Source organism: Pararhodobacter zhoushanensis (assembly GCF_025949695.1).
Taxonomy (GTDB): Bacteria; Pseudomonadota; Alphaproteobacteria; order Rhodobacterales; family Rhodobacteraceae; genus Pararhodobacter; species Pararhodobacter zhoushanensis_A.
Window position 1 is genome coordinate 152,582 of sequence record NZ_JAPDFL010000002.1, and the last position, 19,157, is coordinate 171,738.

At 64.5% G+C, this 19,157-nt stretch carries 18 protein-coding genes; 10 read left to right on the plus strand and 8 right to left on the minus strand.

The window, feature by feature from the left end; all coding sequences use genetic code 11:
• Positions 1-42 precede the first annotated feature (42 nt).
• The 3 genes from OKW52_RS22825 to OKW52_RS22835 are packed head-to-tail and all read right to left on the minus strand — an operon-like array spanning position 43 to position 1,898.
• Positions 43-369, minus strand: coding sequence for a hypothetical protein (locus OKW52_RS22825; protein WP_264507895.1), 327 nt, complete (start codon positions 367-369; stop codon positions 43-45).
• Positions 370-378: 9 nt separating this feature from the next.
• Positions 379-1,503, minus strand: coding sequence for a thiolase C-terminal domain-containing protein (locus OKW52_RS22830; protein ID WP_264507896.1), 1,125 nt, complete (start codon positions 1,501-1,503; stop codon positions 379-381).
• The gene (locus OKW52_RS22835) at positions 1,479-1,898 is read right to left on the minus strand and encodes a Zn-ribbon domain-containing OB-fold protein (protein WP_264507897.1); all 420 of its coding nucleotides are present in this window, start codon (positions 1,896-1,898) and stop codon (positions 1,479-1,481) included. Before OKW52_RS22835 ends, OKW52_RS22830 begins: the two co-directional genes overlap by 25 nt.
• 99 nt (positions 1,899-1,997) lie before the next feature.
• Between OKW52_RS22835 and OKW52_RS22840 the strand changes: the two genes are divergently transcribed.
• Positions 1,998-2,282 (plus strand): hypothetical protein, encoded by a 285-nt coding sequence (locus OKW52_RS22840; RefSeq protein ID WP_264507898.1) that lies wholly within the window; start codon positions 1,998-2,000, stop codon positions 2,280-2,282.
• Positions 2,283-2,430: 148 nt separating this feature from the next.
• The gene (locus OKW52_RS22845) at positions 2,431-3,549 is read left to right on the plus strand and encodes a Fic family protein (protein WP_264507899.1); all 1,119 of its coding nucleotides are present in this window, start codon (positions 2,431-2,433) and stop codon (positions 3,547-3,549) included.
• A 126-nt stretch (positions 3,550-3,675) separates the two neighbouring features.
• Here OKW52_RS22845 and OKW52_RS22850 read toward each other — a convergent pair whose 3' ends face one another.
• Positions 3,676-4,392, minus strand: a complete 717-nt coding sequence (locus OKW52_RS22850) for a TetR/AcrR family transcriptional regulator (protein WP_264507900.1) — start codon at positions 4,390-4,392, stop codon at positions 3,676-3,678.
• A 179-nt stretch (positions 4,393-4,571) separates the two neighbouring features.
• Here OKW52_RS22850 and OKW52_RS22855 point away from each other — a divergent pair, with 179 nt between their 5' ends.
• From OKW52_RS22855 to OKW52_RS22870, 4 genes are all read left to right on the plus strand, one after another.
• Positions 4,572-5,549 carry a TRAP transporter substrate-binding protein gene (locus OKW52_RS22855; protein WP_264507901.1) on the plus strand — a complete coding sequence of 326 codons (978 nt, stop codon included), beginning with the start codon at positions 4,572-4,574 and terminating at the stop codon, positions 5,547-5,549.
• 65 nt (positions 5,550-5,614) lie between these two features.
• Positions 5,615-6,913, plus strand: coding sequence for an aspartate aminotransferase family protein (locus tag OKW52_RS22860; RefSeq protein ID WP_264507902.1), 1,299 nt, complete (start codon positions 5,615-5,617; stop codon positions 6,911-6,913).
• Positions 6,910-7,959, plus strand: coding sequence for a phosphotriesterase family protein (locus tag OKW52_RS22865; protein WP_264507903.1), 1,050 nt, complete (start codon positions 6,910-6,912; stop codon positions 7,957-7,959). The genes OKW52_RS22860 and OKW52_RS22865 overlap by 4 nt, the downstream gene beginning before the upstream one ends.
• A 3-nt stretch (positions 7,960-7,962) precedes the next feature.
• Complete coding sequence (locus tag OKW52_RS22870) at positions 7,963-9,438, plus strand: amidase (RefSeq protein ID WP_264507904.1); 1,476 nt, start codon at positions 7,963-7,965, stop codon at positions 9,436-9,438.
• Positions 9,439-9,444: 6 nt separating this feature from the next.
• Here OKW52_RS22870 and OKW52_RS22875 read toward each other — a convergent pair whose 3' ends face one another.
• Positions 9,445-9,975, minus strand: a complete 531-nt coding sequence (locus tag OKW52_RS22875) for a TRAP transporter small permease (RefSeq protein ID WP_264507905.1) — start codon at positions 9,973-9,975, stop codon at positions 9,445-9,447.
• A gap of 10 nt (positions 9,976-9,985) precedes the next feature.
• Positions 9,986-11,269 (minus strand): TRAP transporter large permease, encoded by a 1,284-nt coding sequence (locus tag OKW52_RS22880; protein ID WP_264507906.1) that lies wholly within the window; start codon positions 11,267-11,269, stop codon positions 9,986-9,988.
• A 758-nt stretch (positions 11,270-12,027) separates the two neighbouring features.
• On the opposite strand from OKW52_RS22880, the gene OKW52_RS22885 reads away from it, so the two are divergent.
• The 3 genes from OKW52_RS22885 to OKW52_RS22895 all read left to right on the plus strand — a co-directional run bounded on the left by OKW52_RS22885 (position 12,028) and on the right by OKW52_RS22895 (position 15,219).
• Positions 12,028-13,008: an ABC transporter substrate-binding protein gene (locus OKW52_RS22885; protein ID WP_264507907.1), complete on the plus strand. Its 981-nt coding sequence runs from the start codon at positions 12,028-12,030 to the stop codon at positions 13,006-13,008.
• Positions 13,009-13,103: 95 nt separating this feature from the next.
• The gene (locus OKW52_RS22890) at positions 13,104-14,153 is read left to right on the plus strand and encodes an ABC transporter permease (protein WP_264507908.1); all 1,050 of its coding nucleotides are present in this window, start codon (positions 13,104-13,106) and stop codon (positions 14,151-14,153) included.
• A gap of 10 nt (positions 14,154-14,163) precedes the next feature.
• Positions 14,164-15,219 carry a quaternary amine ABC transporter ATP-binding protein gene (locus tag OKW52_RS22895; protein WP_264507909.1) on the plus strand — a complete coding sequence of 352 codons (1,056 nt, stop codon included), beginning with the start codon at positions 14,164-14,166 and terminating at the stop codon, positions 15,217-15,219.
• 198 nt (positions 15,220-15,417) lie between these two features.
• Here the strand turns inward: OKW52_RS22895 and OKW52_RS22900 are convergent, their stop codons facing one another.
• Both OKW52_RS22900 and OKW52_RS22905 read right to left on the minus strand, forming a co-directional pair.
• The gene (locus OKW52_RS22900) at positions 15,418-16,071 is read right to left on the minus strand and encodes a response regulator (protein WP_264507910.1); all 654 of its coding nucleotides are present in this window, start codon (positions 16,069-16,071) and stop codon (positions 15,418-15,420) included.
• Positions 16,068-18,344, minus strand: coding sequence for a sensor histidine kinase (locus OKW52_RS22905; protein WP_264507911.1), 2,277 nt, complete (start codon positions 18,342-18,344; stop codon positions 16,068-16,070). The genes OKW52_RS22900 and OKW52_RS22905 overlap by 4 nt, the downstream gene beginning before the upstream one ends.
• A 249-nt stretch (positions 18,345-18,593) precedes the next feature.
• Between OKW52_RS22905 and OKW52_RS22910 the strand changes: the two genes are divergently transcribed.
• Positions 18,594-19,085 carry a hypothetical protein gene (locus OKW52_RS22910; protein WP_264507912.1) on the plus strand — a complete coding sequence of 164 codons (492 nt, stop codon included), beginning with the start codon at positions 18,594-18,596 and terminating at the stop codon, positions 19,083-19,085.
• The last annotated feature ends 72 nt before the right edge of the window (positions 19,086-19,157 follow it).

Consider the following 19,157-nt stretch of genomic DNA (forward strand, 5'->3'; position numbering starts at 1 on the left):
CCTTTCGTGCCAATGTCCGTGCCGCGCCCCGGCGGCGCTGCGTTAGGTGTTGGGGGCCAGATCCGCCCCGTCGCGGTCCAGTTGCCCGTCGATCAGCGCGCCCAGTCCCAGATGACGCGCCCACCAGCCCTGATCCGTGGTTTCCAGCGGGCTGCGCGGCACCGGCGGCGGATCGCCCGCGCGCAAACGACGCATGACTTCGGTGATGCGGCGGCGCTCCAGCTCGACCAGCGCCTGCTCGACATCATCGTGCTCGGCCTCGACGCCCGGCAGCTCGGGATAGCGCAGGCGGCGGGTCCACTGGCCGTCGCGCTCAACCGCCTGTGCTTCGAGCAGGTAGGGCACCGAAAGATACTCGCGAACGTTCATGGGCTCTCCTCAGACGGGCGAATGGGGTTCAAGCAGCACGAAAGACGAATCGTCGAACGGACCGACCTGCACCAAGGCCGGGCCCTGCTTTTGCTGGCGCAGACCAGCGCGGCCAGCGGCCTGCAGATAGGCCTCGCGCAGATGGCCCATGCCGTGCAGACGCCCCTCGCCCAAGGCCCCGCCAAAGGTGTTGAGCGGCAGGCGTCCGCCGAACGCGGCGTGACCGTCGCGCAAAAAGGCCGGTGCGCCGCCCGGCTCGGTGATGCCCAGCCCGTCGAGCCATTCCCAGACCATCGACGAGAACCCGTCGTAAAGCTGCGCGGTGGCCAGATCGGCGGGCTTGCGACCGCTCATCGTCCAGAGCGCCTCGGGCTTGGCGAAGCCGCTGAACCCGGCGACGCGGGCGGCGGTGGCACCTTGTGGCAGATCTTCAGACCGACACAGGATGAAAGCCTGCGCCCCGCAAACCGGCAGGTCGCAGTCATAAAGACCATGCGGCTCGGCAATCATGCGCGCGGCATGGAAAGCCTCACGCGACAGCGGCTTGTCGCGCCAGATCGCATCGGGGTTCAGCCCGGCGTTGCGGCGCGACAGATCAACGATGGCAAAGAGATCGTCGCGCGTCGCCCCGTGCCGCGCCATATAGGCCCAGGCCCGCGTGGCAAAGCGCGCACCGGCCGTCGCGTAACCGTAGGGCTTGCTGAACTGGTCGGCACCAAACACGCGGTCCACCGACCCGGTCGCATAGTCCAGACCGGGCGCAACATAGAGCGCGCGCAGGCCCAGCACGAAACGACACGTGCCCGCGACCAGCGCATGCGCGCCTGCGGCGACCATATCGGTGGGATAGCGGCGGTACAGATCCGCGCCCCAGCCCAATTTCAACCCCATCAACGAAGAAACGGTCTTGAGCGAGATTTCGTCGCCCGCCTCGGCATGGGGTGAACCCGCGTTCGTGGCATAGGGTGCGCCGACATAGCCGTCGACATCCTCGCGGGTGATCCCCGCGTCGGCCAGTGCAGCCAGCGCGGCGTCCAGCGCGAAGCCGGCAATCCCGCGGTCGCTGCGGCGCTCGATGGCGGATGACCCGAATCCTACGATGACCACGCTCATGGCTGCACCGTGGCGAAGCATGCGCCCTCCTCGGTCGCCGGAAAGATCACTGTGAACGGTGACCCCGGCCGAGCGTTTTCGGTCACGTCGCCCTCATCCAGTGCGATCAAGACGATGCGCGGATCTTCGGCAACGGCGCATTCGACGATCACCAGCGGTCCGTCGCGCCCCGGCAACGGCTGCAGATGCAGCACCGTGCGCCCGACGAGCACCACCGACCCCGACAGCGTTTCGTCGCGAAAAGCGTCACCCAGACATCCCACACAGCGCGGCGCACCCGGCGCGGCGAGTCGCCCGCAGCCGGTGCAACGTCGCAGCCGCAAGTCACCACGCGCAGCACCGTCCCAAAAGGTCCGGGTTTCCGCGGTGACGACGGGTTGTGGCCGAAGGGCGTTATGAGTGATCAACTGGGTCATTGACTGAATGTATATAATGGACTGACCATTTGCGCAATGCCGGGAGAAGACTTTTGGAAAAACCACGGAAGGGCGTGAAAGTCGTATAATGTTAAGGACTTGCCCCTGCTCTCTTCGCTGCCCTGTGTTTGTCCGACATCGGAGCGACCGTACGTCGGTTCGGTCGCAAGGCACCGGATCTCGCTGCCCCTGTGGCGGGACCGCGACGTTCGCGCGCTTGAGTTGAAAACCAACGCCGGACGTGCCGACGCGCTGGACCTCTTCACAAAGGCCGACAATCTGGTGGGTTTCCCCTACCAATGGACTACTGGCGACCTGCAGCCCGCGTGGCGGGACGTCGCCATGGCCGACGTTTACGACAAACCCACAAGCGACGCGGCCTGACACTTGTCCGATCAGATACGGCACCGCTGATCCGGTCAGTTACAGGGAGATGTGTCTGACCTTCGGACTCGGTGGTGAGGTATAGAACCTTCTTCCATAAATCATGATTTTGCCGCATCATGAGTTATAGAAAGGAATTCTATCGCTCATGCGCTGGAACTGGACACAACCCGACTGGCCGGACTTCCGCTATGACAGTGCCGCCGTCGAACCCCTCGAACGGCGCTTTCTGCTGTCCTCAGGCGAAATCCTTGGTGCGGTCCGCCATGTGTCAGGTGACGCGCGTGACCGGCTGCGCATCGAGCTTCTGAGTGAAGAGGCGATGCGGACGAGCGCCATCGAGGGCGAGGTTCTGGACCGGTCCAGCGTCCAGTCTTCCTTGCGGCGGCAGCTCGGTCTGACCGCTGATGGCGCACCCTCCCGGCCCCGCGAGCAGGGCATCGCCGAAATGATGGTCGATGTCTATTCGAACCACGCAGCCCCTCTGACCCACGACACCCTTTGTCGCTGGCACAGCATGCTCCTGTCCCATGACCGGGGCCTCGAGACGATCGGTGCCTACCGTCGGCATGACGACGCCATGCAGATCGTGTCAGGCCGCCTCGACCGGCCGACGGTGCATTTCGAAGCGCCGCCCTCGGCGCAGGTCCAGGGCGAAATGGACGTGTTCGTCGACTGGTTCAACCGCACGGCGCCAGAGGGGCCCGCGCCACTGCCCGCACTGACGCGCGCGGCACTTGGGCACCTGTGGTTCGAGAGTGTCCATCCGTTCGAGGACGGCAATGGCCGCTTGGGCCGCGCTCTGGCTGAAAAGTCCCTTGCACAGACCATCGGCCAGCCGAGCCTGATCGCACTGGCCTATGCGATCGAACGCGACCGCAAGGGATACTACGACCAGCTCGCAGCCCACCAGAAGACGCTGGATGTGACCGCGTGGCTCTTGTGGTTCGGCGAGACGGTGTTGACCGCGCAGCAGGTCACACTGACGCGGGTTGCCTTCTTCATCGCCAAGGCGAAGTTCTACGACCAGTTCCGCGACCGGCTGAACGACCGGCAAGCCAAGGGGGTTGAGCGCATGTTCCGCGCGGGGCCCGAGGGGTTCAAGGGCGGGCTCAGCGCCGAAAACTACATCGCCATCACCGGGACGTCACGCGCAACCACAACCCGGGATCTGCAGGACCTGGTGGAAATGGGCGCCCTGAACCGGACCGGGGAGCGGCGGCATACGCGGTATTGGTTAACTTTAGATAAGGACAGAAAGGACTGAACCCTGAGCAAAAAAGGGGTTCATGCGTGGACTATATCCTTTAACAACATGAACTTGCATGGCAGGGCAGGCGTTGACGCCTGCTGCCAGATGGGTGTGTTCCTGCGACACTCCCGTGCCCAGCCCTCAGCCGTCGCGGATCGTGCCGGTTTGCGCGCGTCCCACACCGGCGGCAAGACCTGCAACAAGTGTTTCGACCAACATTTCGAACCCGCCAATCATCGGGCGCTCGGTCCCGTTTACCCAGCGAAGGATGAACGCGTTTCCCAGCATCGCGCCAGAATTGGTATGCAGCAGCGGATGATCGTCGGCATCGATCTGCCGGGCAATCTGTTCGATGCGTTCATGCAGGCGTGACTCATCAGATCCGGCGGCCCCCGCAAATTCCTGCGTCACGAAACCTACGAGCGCGCCGATGAACATATTATACGCGGGCACCAGAGACGGGCCCTCGTACCCGGCGCGGTTCAGCATGCCCAGAATCGCCTCGATCATCTCCAGATCTGCCGAGGTGTTGGACACCAGCTGCCCGCCGATCAGCGGTGCGACATTCGGATGCTTGGCGACAGCGTTGCGCAGATTATGCGCGAACGCGCGCAACCAGACCCGCCAGTCATCGCTTGCCCGCGGCACAATGCCCGAGAGAACCCGCTGCACGACGGCTTCGATGATGTCGATCCGCGCCGGATAGTACCAATAAAGCGCCGTGGGGAAGACCTTCAGAGAATCGGCAAGATTGCGGATGGTGAATGCATCCAGCCCGCGCGTGTCGATAAGCTCCAGTGCCGAGGCCATGATGCTGTCGCGTGACAGCGAGCTTTTCGTCCTGCGCTTGCCGGCCATACGCCTCTCCTGTTCACAACGCCCGTCGAGCGAGCAACGTGCCAAAACTAGACAGAATTCTCTTTCAGCGCCACCGAATTTGGCTGCGGGATCTCGAGCGTCGAATATTCCTGTACAATGTTATTAACAGTGATAATCTCAACGTGCCACGCCAGATGGCGTCAACAGGAGAGGAAGTCATGAACTTTACACCCGTCCTTGTCGCCAGCGCGCTCGCTCTTGCCCTGGCCGTTCCCGCCGCCGCGCAAACCATCGCGCTCGATACGCCGCCCGCCTATGACGTCCAGCCCAGCTACCGCTGGGCGCGCGACTTTGCGGACGCGCTGATCGAAGCCGGGTTCGAGCCCGAGATCTTCCCCTACGAATCCATCGGCGGCGAAGCCGAGCGTCTGGATCAGGTGCGGGCCGGTATTCTCGATGTCTCGATGTCTGGGTACGCCGCCGCTGCCAGCCGCGATCCGGCGATGGATGTGCTGCGCCTGCCTTACCTGTTCGACGACCTTGCCCATTTCGGTCGCTTCGTGAACGAGACGGAATTTCTGGAGCAACTCAACGAGCGGATTGCCCCGGATGGAATGCGTGTCCTCGCCATTATCCCGCTGACCGGATTTCTGGGTCTGTTCAACAATCAGCAGGAAGTCCGTACACCGGCCGATCTTGCAGCCGTGCGGTGGCGGGCGTTGGATCGCGGCCAGATCTCGGCGATCGAAGCTTTGGGCGGGTCCACCGTGCCGATCCCGTTCAGCGAGGTCACAACCGCGATTCAGACTGGAACCGTGAATGGATACATCAATCCGGTGAACGTGCCCCTGACATTCGGCCAAGGCGATCTGTTCTCATATTACACCGACGCCGAGCTGATGGTCGGCGCGCGCCTGGCCATCGCGTCTGAAACCTGGTGGGAAGGGCTGAGCGACGATGAGCGCACAGCGGTCAACGCGGCCATCGCCGAAGCGAGCGCGTCGATCTACACTTGGGCCGCCAGCATGGTTGACGCCGAGAAGGAAAAGCTCCGCGACGCCGGATATACCGTGACCGATCTGACCGATGACGAGCGGCAGGCCTTTGTTGACGCCACCGCCGGGCTGCGCGCCAACATCGAACTGGACGCCGCCTTGCTCGAACCGCTGATGGCCCAGATCGAAGCCACGCGCTGACCAAGCGCCTCTGCCGGGGGCTGTGATGCGCAGCCCCCGGGAATTGTCTTTAAGGGAACGTCACTATGCCACTGGACCGCATCCGTCCCGCCCTGATGCACGGGCTCGACTCTGCCATCGACAAGTTCACCGCGAAGAATCCCCAGAGCGCTGCAGCGCTGGAGCGGGCGCGCGCGGTGCTGCCCGGCGGGAATACCCGCTCGTCGCTCTGGTCAGCGCCTTTTCCGCTGTGCATTGCCAGTGGCGAGGGATGCCGCATCCGGGACGTCGACGGCAACACCTATGTAGATTTCCTTGGCGAGTTCACCGCCGGGATCTTCGGCCATTCCTCGCCCATCCTTGCGCGCGCGCTGGCCGACGCCCATGCACGCGGCATCAACCTGTCGTCGCACACGCCTTATGAGGTCGAGCTGGCCGAGCGGCTGGTCGCACGCTTCCCGTCGATGGACAGGGTGCGGTTTGCCAATTCCGGTACGGAAGCGACGATCATGGCGATTACCGCTGCGCGACTGACGACCGGTCGCGAGCGGATCATTGCCTTCGAGGGCGGCTATCACGGCGGGGTTGCGACCTTCATACCGGGCGCTGACAGGGTCAATGCGCCGTATCAGTTCGACGTTTTGCCCTTTGACGACCTCACCGCTGTCCAAGCGGCGTTCGCGCACGATCCGCAGATTGCCGCCGTTCTGGTCGAGCCGATGCAGGGCGCCGGAGGGTGCCGCGTGGCCAGTACGGCCTTCCTCGCGGGACTGCGCAGCCTGTGCGATTCCCACGGCGCGGTGCTGATCTTCGACGAGGTGCAGACGGCGCGGATGGCTGAAGGCGGTATGCAGGCGCGGTTGGGGATCACCCCTGACATGACCACAGTGGGCAAGTTTTTTGGCGGCGGTCTGGCTTTTGGTGCCTTCGGAGGCCGCGCCAGCATCATGGACCGGTTTGACCCGGCCCGCCCCGACGCGCTGGCCCACGCCGGAACCTTCAACAACAACAGCCTGACCATGGCCACCGGCGTCGCGGCGATCGACCACTATCTGACGCCTGCGGCACTGGAAGCTCTGTTCGAACGCGGCGAGACCTTTCGCGGGAGGCTGAACGCAGCCTTCGGGGCTTCGGGGCTGCCCTTCGAGGCGACGGGCCTCGGCTCGATCATGAACATTCACGCACGGCTGGAGACAGCGGACAGCTCTGCCGCGCTGCGCCGGCTCCTTCAGTTCGGGATGATGGCGAAAGGGCAGTACTTCGCCGCGCGGGGGCTCATCGCCCTGTCGCTCGCCATCGGCGATGCGGAAATCGAGGGTTTCTTCACGGCGCTGACCGAGGTTCTGGCCGACATTGCCGGGATCATGGCCGAGGATGCCGCATGAGCGCGATGTACCGGGGAATGGTTCAGACGGTGGTTGGTCCGGTCGATCCCGCCTCGCTGGGTCAGACGCTGATGCACGAGCATGTCTTCATCGACCTGAATCCGCCCGCGCTGCGCGGCACTGACCCGCGCGACGGCGTATCGGATGCCGAGATCGACCTGTGCAACTGCTTTCGCGCCCGCGCGGGTCAGCACTATGCGCGCGACAACATGCGGCTGCAGGATTTCACCGTTCTGAAGGCCGAGTTGATGGAAATGCAGCGGGCTGGCGGGCGCAGCATCGTCGACCTGACGGTCGGCGGACTGGGCCCCCGGCCCGCCGAGTTGCGCTGGATGGCGCAAGAGACCGGGCTCAACATCGTCATGGGGTGCGGGCACTATGTGTCAGAGTATCATCTGCCAGAGGTGGCCGGCAAAGGCACCGACGCCCTGGCACAAGAGATCATACAGGCACTGACCGTCGGGGCATGGGGCACCGACGTGCGGGCAGGCATCATCGGCGAGATCGGCTGTCAGTCGCCGTGGCAACCAATCGAACAGGCCGTGATGCAGGGCGCCGTGATCGCACAGCAGGAAACGGGTGCGGCGCTCAGTGTCCATCCCGGCCGGCACAAGAACCAGCCGCAGGAGGTGGCCGAGTTCGTCGCCGCGCGCGGTGCGCGGATGGACCGGGTGATCCTTGGCCATACCGACCGGACGATCTTTGACACCGACACTTTGTTCCGGCTGGCCGACACGGGCGTGGTGATCGAATACGATCTCTTTGGCTGGGAAGAGAGCTACTATTTCCCCAACCCCGCCATCGACATGCCGAACGACGGCGCGCGGCTGAAATGGCTGCGTGCGCTGATTGATCGCGGGCATCTGGATCAGATCCTGATAAGCCATGACATCTGCACCAAGACGCGGCTCGAAGCCTTCGGCGGTCATGGTTTTCAGCATATCTTCGCCAATGTCCTGCCACTGATGCGCCGCCGAGAATTTACCGAAGACGAGATCCGCACGATTCTCGTCGATACGCCCCGCCGCCTTTTGACGATTGTGTAAGCCATGACCCGACCCAGCGAACTCTCGGCCGTTCAGGCCCGCAACCTTCTGCAACGCCGCGATCTTTCAGCGCTGGAATTGCTGGACGATTGTCTTGCCCGGATCGACGCGGTTGATCCCGCGATCAATGCTGTGGTGGCGCGTGACATCGAGGGCGCGCGCAAGGCCGCGCAAACGATCCGGGGCGACGAAGGGCCGCTTGCCGGATTGCCGCTGCTGGTCAAGGACATGGTCGATGTGGCGGGTCTGCCGACGACCTTTGGCTCCGAGCTGTTCGCCACCAATATGGCCAAACGCGACGATCCGATGGTTGCGGCCTTGCGGGCCGCAGGGGCGCTTCCCTTCGGCAAGACCAACTGTCCCGAATGGAGCGCAGGCGGCAACACCCGCAACCGCGTCTACGGCGTCACGGGAAACCCGCATGATGTGACGCGCAGCGCCGCCGGATCCTCGGGCGGGTCGGCGGCAGCGCTGGCGGCTTTCATGGCACCGCTGGCGACCGGATCGGACACCGGCGGTTCGCTGCGCAATCCGGCGGCCTTCTGCGGCGTGGTCGGTTTTCGCCCAACGCCCGGCGTCGTTCCGGCGGCCAGTCGGTCCATCGGCCTGATCCCGATGTCCACGGTCGGCCCGATGGCGCGCAATGTTGCCGACGCGGCGCTTTTGCTCTCGGTGCAGGCGCGGGCCGATGCCGGTGATCCGTTCACCCCGGTCATAGAGGGACGCACGCCCTGGGATCCCGCAGGCTTTGCCAGCTTGCCCGAGGTCGATCCGGCGCGGCTGCGTCTGGCCTTTTCGGACGATTTCGGCTTCGCCCCGACCGAGGCAATGATCCGGCGCAGCTTTGGCACGATCATCGACACGCTGACGCCCATGCTGCCGGGCCTGCACCCGGCCAGCCCCGATTGCACTGGCGCGGACAAGATCTTCTCAGTCCTGCGCGGCGTTTTGTTCCTTGGGCCGCATCGCGATCTTGTGCGCGATCACCCCGGCAAGGTCGGCCCCAATGTGACAGCCAATGTCGAGGAAGGCCTGCGCCTGCGTCCCGAGGAGATCACCGCCGCCCTTATCGAGCAGCAGCGCTATTCCCTGCGCTGGCACGATTTCTTCGGGCAGGCAGACTATGTGCTCAGCCCGGCCGTCTGCATCGGGCCGCGCGACTGGCACGAGCTTTTTCCGACCGAAATCGACGGTGTAGCCACGAAAAGCTACTATCACTGGCTTGCTCTGGCCTATGCGTCGACGCTGGCCGGTTGCCCCTCGCTGACCATTCCCTGCGGCCGTGATGAAAACAACATGCCCTTCGGCCTGCAGATCATCGGGCGGCGGCATGATGACCGGGGTGTTCTGGCCCTGGGCCTTGCGCTGGAACGGATGATTGCCGGGCTGCCGTCCTTGTGCCCGACCGCGCCTGACATGGCGGCGCTTGTCACAGCGCCGCCGATCAGACAGGCCCCTGGTGCCTTCGATCTGGACTAAATGTGCTCAGCTGTCACCGTGCCCCTGGCGCTGCTTTTCGATCTCGGCAGCCCGGATGCGCGGTGACCACACCGCTCCCAATCCCGCCAGCGCGTGCAGACAGATCAGGATTGCGGCCACCGGCAGCGCCGAGACCATCCACGCGCTGGAAATCTGCATTCCTTCGGACGGCTGATTGATCTGCCGCAGCAGGAACGGCCACGAATACCACAGCACCGGCAGGAAGAACCCGAAAGCCGCGATCAAGCGGGCGACGGCCTGTATCTTCTGGCGGCGCAGGCTGTCGAGCGGCGCTTTGACCATCGCCGGATCGGCATGGGTATGAAACGCCACCGAGGCCCCCAGCAGCCCGCCCCAGACCATCAGCCAGCGCGCCAGTTCCTCGGACCAGACCGGCGGCGACGAGAAGATATAGCGCGCAGCGACCTGAAACAGCATGATCAGCAGCATCAGTGCAAACAAGAGTCCCGCAACGCGGCGCACCCAACGATTCAGCGCGGTGGTGGTCGCGTGAAAGCGATCAAACAGGGGGGTCATCGAATGCTCCTCAGGCAAAGCCGAACAGGCGGGGCAGGGCAAGGGTGATCTCGGGCGCCAGTGTCAGAAGCAGCAAAACGAGAAGCTGCGCGATCAGGAAAGGCAGGGCTGCGCGCACCATCCCCCAGTACCGCGCGCCTGACACCGCCGATACCACCAGGAGCGCAGCGCCGAAGGGCGGTGTGACAATGCCCAGCGTCAGGTTAACGACGATAACGATGCCCAGATGGATCGGGTGCACGCCCATCTCGATCGCCGCCGGAGCCAGCAGCGGCACCAGCAGCGCCAGGGCCACCGGCACCTCAAGGAACATGCCCGCCACCAGAAACACCAGGTTGAGCAGCAGCAGGTATCGCCACCCTTCCAGCCCCAGCGACGACATCAGCACGGCCAGCCGCGAGGGAAGATGCTCGAGCCCGGCCAGATAGCCGAAGGCCGCCACGCCCGAAAGCAGGATGAAGATCGAGCCGGTCAGGATCGCCGTCCGCTGCACGGATTCAAACAGCACGCTGAGGGTCACTTGCCGGTAGAAAAGACCGGCAAGGATCGTGCACAGCACGGCCAGAGCCGCCGCTTCCGTGGGGGTGACGATGCCAAAGACGATACCGGACATGATGACGACAGGCACCACCAGCGCCGGCAGCGCATAGAGCAGACGGCGCAGCGTTTCGCGCGCCGGAACGCTTTCGCCGCGCGGGTGGTCATGGCGGTAGGCTTGTATCGCGTTGGCGGCAAACAGCGCCATTGCGATCAGCAGACCTGGCACCAACCCGGCGACGAACATCCCCGCAACCGACGTGTTGGTCAGCGCGCCATAGAAAATCATGATAATCGACGGCGGAATGATCGGCCCGATGACCGACGACGCCGCCGTGATCGCACCGGCATATTCCAGCGAATAGCCGCTTTTGCGCATCGCAGGCACCAGCGTGTTCGAGATCGAAGCGGCGTCAGCCATCGCCGAGCCTGAAATACCGGCGAAGAACACCGATGTCAGAATGTTCACATGACCAAGCCCCCCGCGCAGTCGCGCCATGCAGGCGTTGGCGACGTCGAGCAGGGCCTGGGTAAGCCCGCACCGGTTCATGATCTCGCCAGCAAGAATGAACAGCGGCATCGACATGATCGAGAACAGATCGACATGCGCAATGATCCGCTGCGGAATGGCTGCCAGAAACCGCGTTCGGTCCGCAGCGACAAAGCTGAGAATGGAGGCAGCGCCGATCAGATGCGCCAGCACCGCTCCACCTGCGAGCAGCAGGATTGACCACAGCAGGACAAAAATAGCAGCCAAGGGACGTCCTTTCGCGACGGGTCCATTTCAATTGTACAATGTACATTAAACGCCGGAAATCTTGTGTCAAACACTACTTTCGCCGTTGGTCATGCTCGCTTTTGCGTGCGCCTTTTCAGTGGCCTGCGCCGTCTGCACTGCGGCAATTTTCAGCTGTGGGACGGGGCAATGCCAAAATAAACCGCCCGAAACTGCCTGCGCTGCGGGTGGCATTCGACGCGCCCGGACAGCAGGGAGCGTCGTCAGCGTGTCGCACCGCCGTCAACCGGCACGGCAGGCCCGCTGACGGTGCTGCTGCCGGGCTACAGCAGAGGCGCTCGATCACTGTGCGCTGAGGGTGACGGCGATCCGCGTCCCGCCACTGCTCAGCGCCAGCCGCACCGCTTCACGCTGAACCTCTGGTATCGGCCTGTTCCCGTTTTCCACAGAATACCTCCTGGTTCCCCAGTTGGTCCTCGCTCCTGTTTCCGGGCAATCCGACGGGCGACAGACGGGGTTGAAGCGGCCGCGCCAGAGCGCAGACTTGCTGCGTCGGCCCCCAGGGGTTGTGCCTGTGGTCCGGGTGTGTGAAACTCCGCGCATGGCAATAAACCGCCGAAAGCCCGTTTCCGACGCCGGTGCGTTCCGGTTCCCCGCGCAAGAGCGCCGGGGAGCGTTGCGACCGCCCTGCCTTCGTTGAAGCGCACCGACGCGCGCCCCATGCGGCGTGCGCGGCAAGATGGACCTGGCTGGTCCGACCCTATCTGAAAGGACGACACATGCGTACGCTTTATTCGTTCGCGGCCCTTGGCGCCGCGGGACTGATGGCCACATCCGCCGTTGCTCAGGACTCCGCCCAGTGCGGGGAAGTTTCGATTGCCCAGATGGGCTGGGCCTCGGCCGAGGTGATCACCGAAGTCGCGCAGTTCCTGCTGGAACAGGGCTATGGCTGCGACGTGACGCTGGTTAATTCGGACACGATTCCGGCAATCACGTCGGTCGCCGAAAATGGCGAGCCTGATGTGGTGACCGACCTCTGGCTCAACTCGGCCGGCGACGCCTACCGCCAGCTTGAGGAAGCCGGCACCATGGTACGGCTGGCCAATGTGCTGGAGCCCGGCGGCGTCGAAGGTTGGTGGATTCCGACCGCACTGGCCGAGGAACATCCCGAGCTGACCACCATCGAGGGCATCCTGGCCAACCCCGAACTGGTCGGCGGGCGCTTCAACAACTGCCCGGACGGCTGGGGCTGCCGCGTGGTTTCGGACAATCTGATCACTGCGCTGGATCTCGAAAGCCACGGGATCGAGGTTTTCAACCACGGTTCCGGCGAGACGCTGGCAACCTCGCTGGGTGCCGCAGCGACCGATGGCGAGCCGTGGTTCGGCTATTACTGGGCCCCCACGATCCCGCTGGGCAAGTATGACATGACCCGCGTCGATCTGGGCGCGTATGACGAGGAAGCCTTTGCCGCGCTGCAGAACCCGGATGCTGCCGATCCGCAGGTTTCGGAATTCCCCGATGCGCCGATCCTGACCTCGGTCACCAGCGCCTTCACCGAAGATCATCCGGAACTGACCGAGTTCTTCAGCAAGATGGTGTTCCAGACCGATGTGATGAGCCAGCTTCTGGCCTGGCAGGACGACAACACCGCCTCGGCTCAGGAAACGGCAGTTCACTATCTTTCGGAATATCCCGAAGAATGGTCAACCTGGCTGAATGACGACGCGCGCGAGAACCTGTCGGCCCTGCTCGACTAAGCGCGATCTTCACAAACAGACCACGGACGGCGCCGGATTCTTCGGCGCCGTTCCTTGCTGACATTTCAGGGACGGGCCCGGTGCCCGAGGATGGCATGGCTACCTACGACTCTGTTTTCAACGCGCTGGGATTGCGCGACTGGTGCGACGACGGGGCGCAGAGCGGCCCGATGTCGATGGCGGATCTCATGGCGAGGGCGCAGGGCAGCACTTCCGAAGCTGCCGAAGCCGCGCGCTCACTCTGGGATCTGCCGTTTCCCTCGATGGATACTCTGGCCGCCGCCTGTCCGGCGCTGCCGCGCTCGCGCGATCTGACGGTCGGGCTGGAAACCGGGTTTCTGGGCATCCGCGACGCCTTGCGCGTGGTCGTCGATCCGCTGACCCAGCCGCTGAGCTGGATGCTGCGCGAGATGCTCTGGGTGATGACCGCCACGCCGTGGTGGCTGATGATCCCGATCCTGCTGCTGATCACCTATGGGGTGGGCCGCTCGTGGAAAGTCGTCGGGCTGGTGGCGCTGTTCATCGCCATCCTCGCCTTTGTCGATCACTACGCGCCGGCGATGGAAACCTTGGCGATCATCTTCGTCTGCGCCTTCATCTGCGTCCTGTTGGGCGTTCCCATCGGCATCGCCATGTCGCGCAGCGACAGGCTGCAGAATGCGGTGACGCCGGTGCTCGACATGCTGCAGACGTTGCCGCCCTTCGTTTATCTGATTCCGCTGATCTTCCTGTTCTCGGTGACCGAGCCCAAGCTCTACGGCATCGCCGTGATCCTTTACGCAATCGTACCGGTGGTGCGTCTGACCAATCTGGGCATCCGGCTGGTGGACAAGGACGTGATCGAAGCGGCTGACGCGTTTGGCATGACGAAAAGTCAGAAGCTGTTCGGCGTACAGATCCCGCTGGCGCTGCCGAACATCATGGCCGGGGTGAACCAGACGATCATGATGTCGCTGGCGATGGTGGTGATCGCCTCGATGGTCGCCGCGCCGGGTCTTGGCATCCTCGTGCTGCGCGGCATCCGCAATCTGGAACTGGGCACCGGGTTGGTGGCCGGGCTGGGGATCGTGCTGCTGGCGATCATGCTGGACCGCGTGACCAAGGCGGCGCTGAGCCGCATCGACGCCAGCGGACCCAACCGGTGAGGAGAGCCCGATGAACAGCGAAAAAACCGTCAAGGTTTCGATCCGCAACCTGTACAAGGTCTTCGGTCCCGATCCGCAGGCCGCGATGGAAAAGGTCCGGCAGGGGATGGGCAAGCCCGAACTTCTGGAAACCACCCGCCACGTTCTGGGTCTGCGCGACATCAATGTCGATATCGCTGAAGGCAAGATCACCGTGATCATGGGCCTGTCAGGCTCGGGCAAATCCACGCTGATCCGCCACCTGAACCGGCTGATCGAACCGACGGCAGGCGAGGTGCTGGTCGATGGCGAGAACATCCTCGACTGGCCGGAACCCCGGCTGCGCACGCTGCGGCGCGAGACGATGTCGATGGTGTTCCAGAAATTCGCCCTGCTGCCGCATCGCACGGTGCTGGAGAATGCCGGCACCGCGCTGGCCACCCGCGGCGTGAAGCGCGCCGACTGGGAAGTCGAGGCGCAGAAATGGATCGAGCGCGTCGGGCTTGGCGGCAACGGCCACCAATATCCGCACGAACTGTCCGGCGGCATGCAGCAGCGTGTGGGCATTGCCCGGGCGCTGACCTCGAATTCCGGCATCATGCTGATGGACGAGGCCTTTTCGGCGCTGGATCCCCTGATCCGCACCGATATGCAGAACTTGCTGCTGGAATTGCAGGAAGAGCTGCACAAGACCATCGTCTTCATCACGCACGATCTGGATGAGGCCCTGAAGCTGGCCGACCATCTGGTGATCCTGAACGAGGGGGAGGTCATCCAGCAGGGTGAGCCGCAGCATATCCTGCTGCACCCGGCGGACCCTTACATCGAGGATTTCGTGGCCGACATCAACCGCGCCCGTGTGCTGCGCGTCCGCTCCGTGATGAAGACGGGCACGCCCAAAGGCGATTTTGCGGGCGATATCGCGCCGAACGACAACCTCGAAAGCGTCATCGCCGCAGCGGAGGGCACCTTGACGCCGCGCTTCCGCGTGGTCGCTGACGGCGAGCCGGTCGGAACGCTGGAGATGCCGCAAGTCATGCTCGCTCTGGTGCCGAGCAGCAGTCAGGACGAGGATCGCCCAGTATAAGTGCCCTGATCGTCGGCGGAGGCGACGTCATTCGCCACCCCGTCGATCAGCGCGGGAAGCAGCTCTGACGGGGTGTGTTGATGGCCCCGCCACACACCCCATTGGTACATTGCAATGCCGACAGGAGGGGGCATCCACACCGTCAACAAAGCCGCTTGAGGTCTCTCCATCAGAGCAAAAGACTGCCAGCGGCACGGACTACCGCCGGTTTCCTGTCAGATCGTCGCTCAACCCCAGCCGGACAGCGTGCCACGAGGCTTCGGCGCGCGAAGAGATCCCCAGCTTGCGGTAGATCGACTTGATATGACCGGCGACCGTGGTCTCGGCGATCGCCAGCTGCGCCGCCACCTCGCCATTGCGCAGGCCGCGGCCTGTCAGACCCAGTACCTCGCGTTCGCGCGCGGTCAGGTCGTCGTCCGGCGCGGCGGGGCCGGTGCGTCGGAAATGCTCCATGATCCGTCGCGCCACCGACGGCGACAGCGCGGGAATTCCCTCGGCCACCTGCCGGAGCTGCCGTGTCAGCAAGTCCTGCGGCTGTTCCTTCAGCAGATAGCCCTGTGCCCCGGCAGAGAGCGCGCCGACGATCGAAGCGTCGTCCCCTATCACCGTGGTCACGACGCAGATCGCCTCAGGGCGCAGAAGTCGCAGGTTGCGCAGCACGTCCAGACCGGAGCCGTCCGGCAGCCCAAGGTCGATCAATGCCACGTCGAAATCGCGCGCCGCCACCTGACCGATGGCCGCCCGCATGCTGGCAGCCTCGTGGATCTCGCAGCCGGGAAAGGCGGTGGTCACGATCTCGGCCAGCCAGCGGCGCGTTTCGCTCAGGTCCTCGACGATCAATACCCGTGTCATTCGCGTTTTCGCCCGGTTTCAAAAGGAAATTGTGCCTCAATTCGCGTGCCCGCCCCACCGCTGACCAGCGAGAAACGCCCGCCCAGACTGGTGATGCGGGCGCGCATGTTCTCAAGCCCGTTGCCGCGATGGGCGGCCGCCACCTCGAAGCCCTTTCCGTCGTCTTCAACCACAACGCCGATCACGTCCTTGCCCTGCCGGATGACGATCCGCACCAGCCTGGGCTCTGCATGCTTGAGCGCATTCTGCACCGCCTCTCGCACCACCGAGCGCAGCGTATGGGCATTTGCCAGCGGCAGGATCACCGCTTCCCCGCTCTCGGCAACCCATTCCATCCGCACCCCGGCAGCGAAGAGATGGTCCGAGATCTGCGCCCGCAGATCGGCCAGCATTTCCTCGAAGAACAGATCCGGGTTGCTGGCATTGTTCACGATATCCCGAAGGTCGGTCAAGGTTTCGCGGATCAGCTGGTCTTTGCGCTGCGCTTCGCGGCTGTGCAGTGCGCCCATGAGCTGGATGCCGATATTGTCGTGAATGTCCCGGGCGATGCGCAGCCGTTCCTCAGCCACGCCGTTTTCGTAGGCCGCGCGACTTTCCAGTGCGTTGGTCAGCATCGCGCGCACTTCCTCGGCAAGCGCGACATCGTCGGGCGCGAAAAGCTTGCGCCCCTGCCCGGCATACTCCAGCCGGTAGCCCGGCAGGCCGTCAGCGCCGCCGACCACGAGCCTGAGCCCCTCATCGATGATGCCCGATTGCGTGGCTTCCTCGGATGGGGTCAGGGTCAGCGGTTGAAAGAGCCCCTCCAACAGCGCCCCCCAACGCGCGCGCTGGTCGCGGCCGGGCGGTGTCAGCGCGACATCCATGACCTGCCGGAAGAGCGCGCCCCGCACAGGAGTCGCCCGCCGCAGGACAAGCCGGGCAAGCGTGTCGCGCAACGGCAACCACAAGAGCCCGACAATCAGCAGCGACAGGGCAAAGGCTGGCGCGCGCTCATCAATGACGGTGAGGATCAGCAGCGCGTCGAGCACCAGAAGCAGCAGCACGCCGACCACATAAAAGAGGATCCGGAACGCCCATTCATCCAGCTGGAACAGCCGGTAGCGGGCGACCCCCAGCGCTACCCCGCCATAGATCAGCAGGAAGAACAGGAAAGCCTGCCCCTGCGACAGCACCGCCGCAACGCCGATTGCGACTGGCAGGATCACCGTCGCCACGAAACCGCCTGCGCCGACGATCACCGCCAGACCCAGCCAGATCAGTGCGGCGCGATCCCGGGGGTCTTCCCTTGTGGCCCGGAACTGCAGGCCCACGAGGATTGCGATGGCCAGCATCGCAATCAGGATCGGCAGATGCCGCCCCAAAGGAGGGCCCCCCATCCAGTCAAGGGCATCGGCCAGCCGCCACAGGCCCAGCACGACCGCTGGCGCAAGCAGAAAGCGATCACGGACCAACCGGCGCGGATAGATCAGGAAAAGACCGATCATGCCGACGCCGAAGATCAGCGAGCCGGTGGCATTGACGGACGAAAGCGTCCGGAACAGCGGATCGGGCAGCGCCAGTTCCCGCGTGGAGTAGACCGCAGCGGGAAAAGCCGCAATCATCAGACCGGCCCCCGCCAACGCCAGAAGGCGCGCTGCCCAGTCACCCCGACGCAGTACCCATATCCAGACGCCAATCCAGAAACCGGCCAGTCCAACGCTGATCTGCATCCAGAAGGCGACGGGCAAGCTGGTCAGAGGCCGCCGCGCCTCGGGCGTGATCCGGTAGAGGACCGGGGGCGCCACCGCCTCGGATCCATCCTCGCCCGGATCGGCAAGCCGGACCTCGACCGGCCCTTCCAACAGCGCCGCGATCCGGTCCTGACGCGCGAAATATTCCGCCATGGCGGCGGCGTCCGGCAGTGCGTCGGGCTCCTCGATCAGGTCGGTCCCGGTCAAGGTGATCGCGCGCGCGGCATCATCCGTTCCAGCCGGAGCGACGCTCAGGATCCGTGCCGCGGTTGACGGAACCCCGGCGCGCGCCGCCGGGCCTTCGGCCCCGGTCAGCCAGAGCACCCCGGCTTCCGTGGCCTTGGCAACCGGCGGGCTCTGGCTCAGTGACACGCCAAACCACGGTCGGCTGGTCGCGAGGCCCAGCATCCACCCGGCCAGAAGAACGCTCAGGGCGACGGCGGCAAAGAGCGCCAGGCTGGGCGCCAATCGACGCGACAAGGCCGCAAGCCTGCCTGCGGTCAGCATCTTTCGGGTCGGATGCCGGTCTTGTCTCGCTGTCATCATTCCTCGAAATCTAGGGCTCGGAAACCCTGCCGTGACCCCCGGAACAGGGGGTGGAACGCGTAAGCCGACGCAAGGGAACTGGACCATATGTTCTGGCCGGGCACCAGATCCCTTGACCTCTGCCCCCCTGAACGGGGGTGCGCGGGCGCTCAGGCCCCGTACTCTCGCGCCCTGCACAGCATCCGACCAGCCGGGGCCAAAGCGGTGCAGCATCCGATTTTCAATAGGCCGACGAGGGGCCAGACCATGATCCAACAGATACAACACCAGGCTGCGGTCTCAATCCCGCGACCTGTCTCCGCGCTGCCCGCACTGGTTCATCAGGCGCTGCGCGACCTCAAGCCGCTATCCCGGGTGCCCGACGAGCAGATTGCCGCAATCGGCGAGCAATGCGGCACAGCCGAGATCGCGGCGGCAATCGCCTGGCTCGACGCGCTCGCGCGCGACCGGCGCGAGGTGCATGACGCAGACCGCACCGCGTTGACCGAGATCCTCCGGCTACAGGACGTGCTGCACGGGCTTCTCTGCCGGGTACCCTGCCGCCATTTCGAGACTGTCGCTGCTGGGCTGAAGAGCCCCGAATGGCGCACCCGCATCCATGTCGCCATAGCGCTCGACGCGCTGGACCGGCGTGCTGCAATGCCCCATCTGCGCAGGGCGTTGGCACGGGAACAGGACAACCAGGCAGGTCAGGTCATGGCTCTGACATTGGCCCGCGCCGAGAGCGAGGGTGCCTGAAAGCCAACGCAGCCCAGGCCATTCACGCAGGTGTCAAGGCAACTGCCGCGCGAAACCGCCAGGACCTCTGTC

Bases quoted from the DNA above. Each gene is read 5' to 3' on its own strand.
- OKW52_RS22825 (WP_264507895.1), bottom strand. From the start codon at position 369: ATGAACGTTCGCGAGTATCTTTCGGTGCCCTACCTGCTCGAAGCACAG.
- OKW52_RS22830 (WP_264507896.1), bottom strand. From the start codon at position 1,503: ATGCTTCGCCACGGTGCAGCCATGAGCGTGGTCATCGTAGGATTCGGG.
- OKW52_RS22835 (WP_264507897.1), bottom strand. From the start codon at position 1,898: ATGACCCAGTTGATCACTCATAACGCCCTTCGGCCACAACCCGTCGTC.
- OKW52_RS22845 (WP_264507899.1), top strand. From the start codon at position 2,431: ATGCGCTGGAACTGGACACAACCCGACTGGCCGGACTTCCGCTATGAC.
- OKW52_RS22850 (WP_264507900.1), bottom strand. From the start codon at position 4,392: ATGGCCGGCAAGCGCAGGACGAAAAGCTCGCTGTCACGCGACAGCATC.
- OKW52_RS22855 (WP_264507901.1), top strand. From the start codon at position 4,572: ATGAACTTTACACCCGTCCTTGTCGCCAGCGCGCTCGCTCTTGCCCTG.
- OKW52_RS22860 (WP_264507902.1), top strand. From the start codon at position 5,615: ATGCCACTGGACCGCATCCGTCCCGCCCTGATGCACGGGCTCGACTCT.
- OKW52_RS22865 (WP_264507903.1), top strand. From the start codon at position 6,910: ATGAGCGCGATGTACCGGGGAATGGTTCAGACGGTGGTTGGTCCGGTC.
- OKW52_RS22870 (WP_264507904.1), top strand. From the start codon at position 7,963: ATGACCCGACCCAGCGAACTCTCGGCCGTTCAGGCCCGCAACCTTCTG.
- OKW52_RS22875 (WP_264507905.1), bottom strand. From the start codon at position 9,975: ATGACCCCCCTGTTTGATCGCTTTCACGCGACCACCACCGCGCTGAAT.
- OKW52_RS22885 (WP_264507907.1), top strand. From the start codon at position 12,028: ATGCGTACGCTTTATTCGTTCGCGGCCCTTGGCGCCGCGGGACTGATG.
- OKW52_RS22890 (WP_264507908.1), top strand. From the start codon at position 13,104: ATGGCTACCTACGACTCTGTTTTCAACGCGCTGGGATTGCGCGACTGG.
- OKW52_RS22895 (WP_264507909.1), top strand. From the start codon at position 14,164: ATGAACAGCGAAAAAACCGTCAAGGTTTCGATCCGCAACCTGTACAAG.
- OKW52_RS22900 (WP_264507910.1), bottom strand. From the start codon at position 16,071: ATGACACGGGTATTGATCGTCGAGGACCTGAGCGAAACGCGCCGCTGG.
- OKW52_RS22905 (WP_264507911.1), bottom strand. From the start codon at position 18,344: ATGACAGCGAGACAAGACCGGCATCCGACCCGAAAGATGCTGACCGCA.
- OKW52_RS22910 (WP_264507912.1), top strand. From the start codon at position 18,594: ATGATCCAACAGATACAACACCAGGCTGCGGTCTCAATCCCGCGACCT.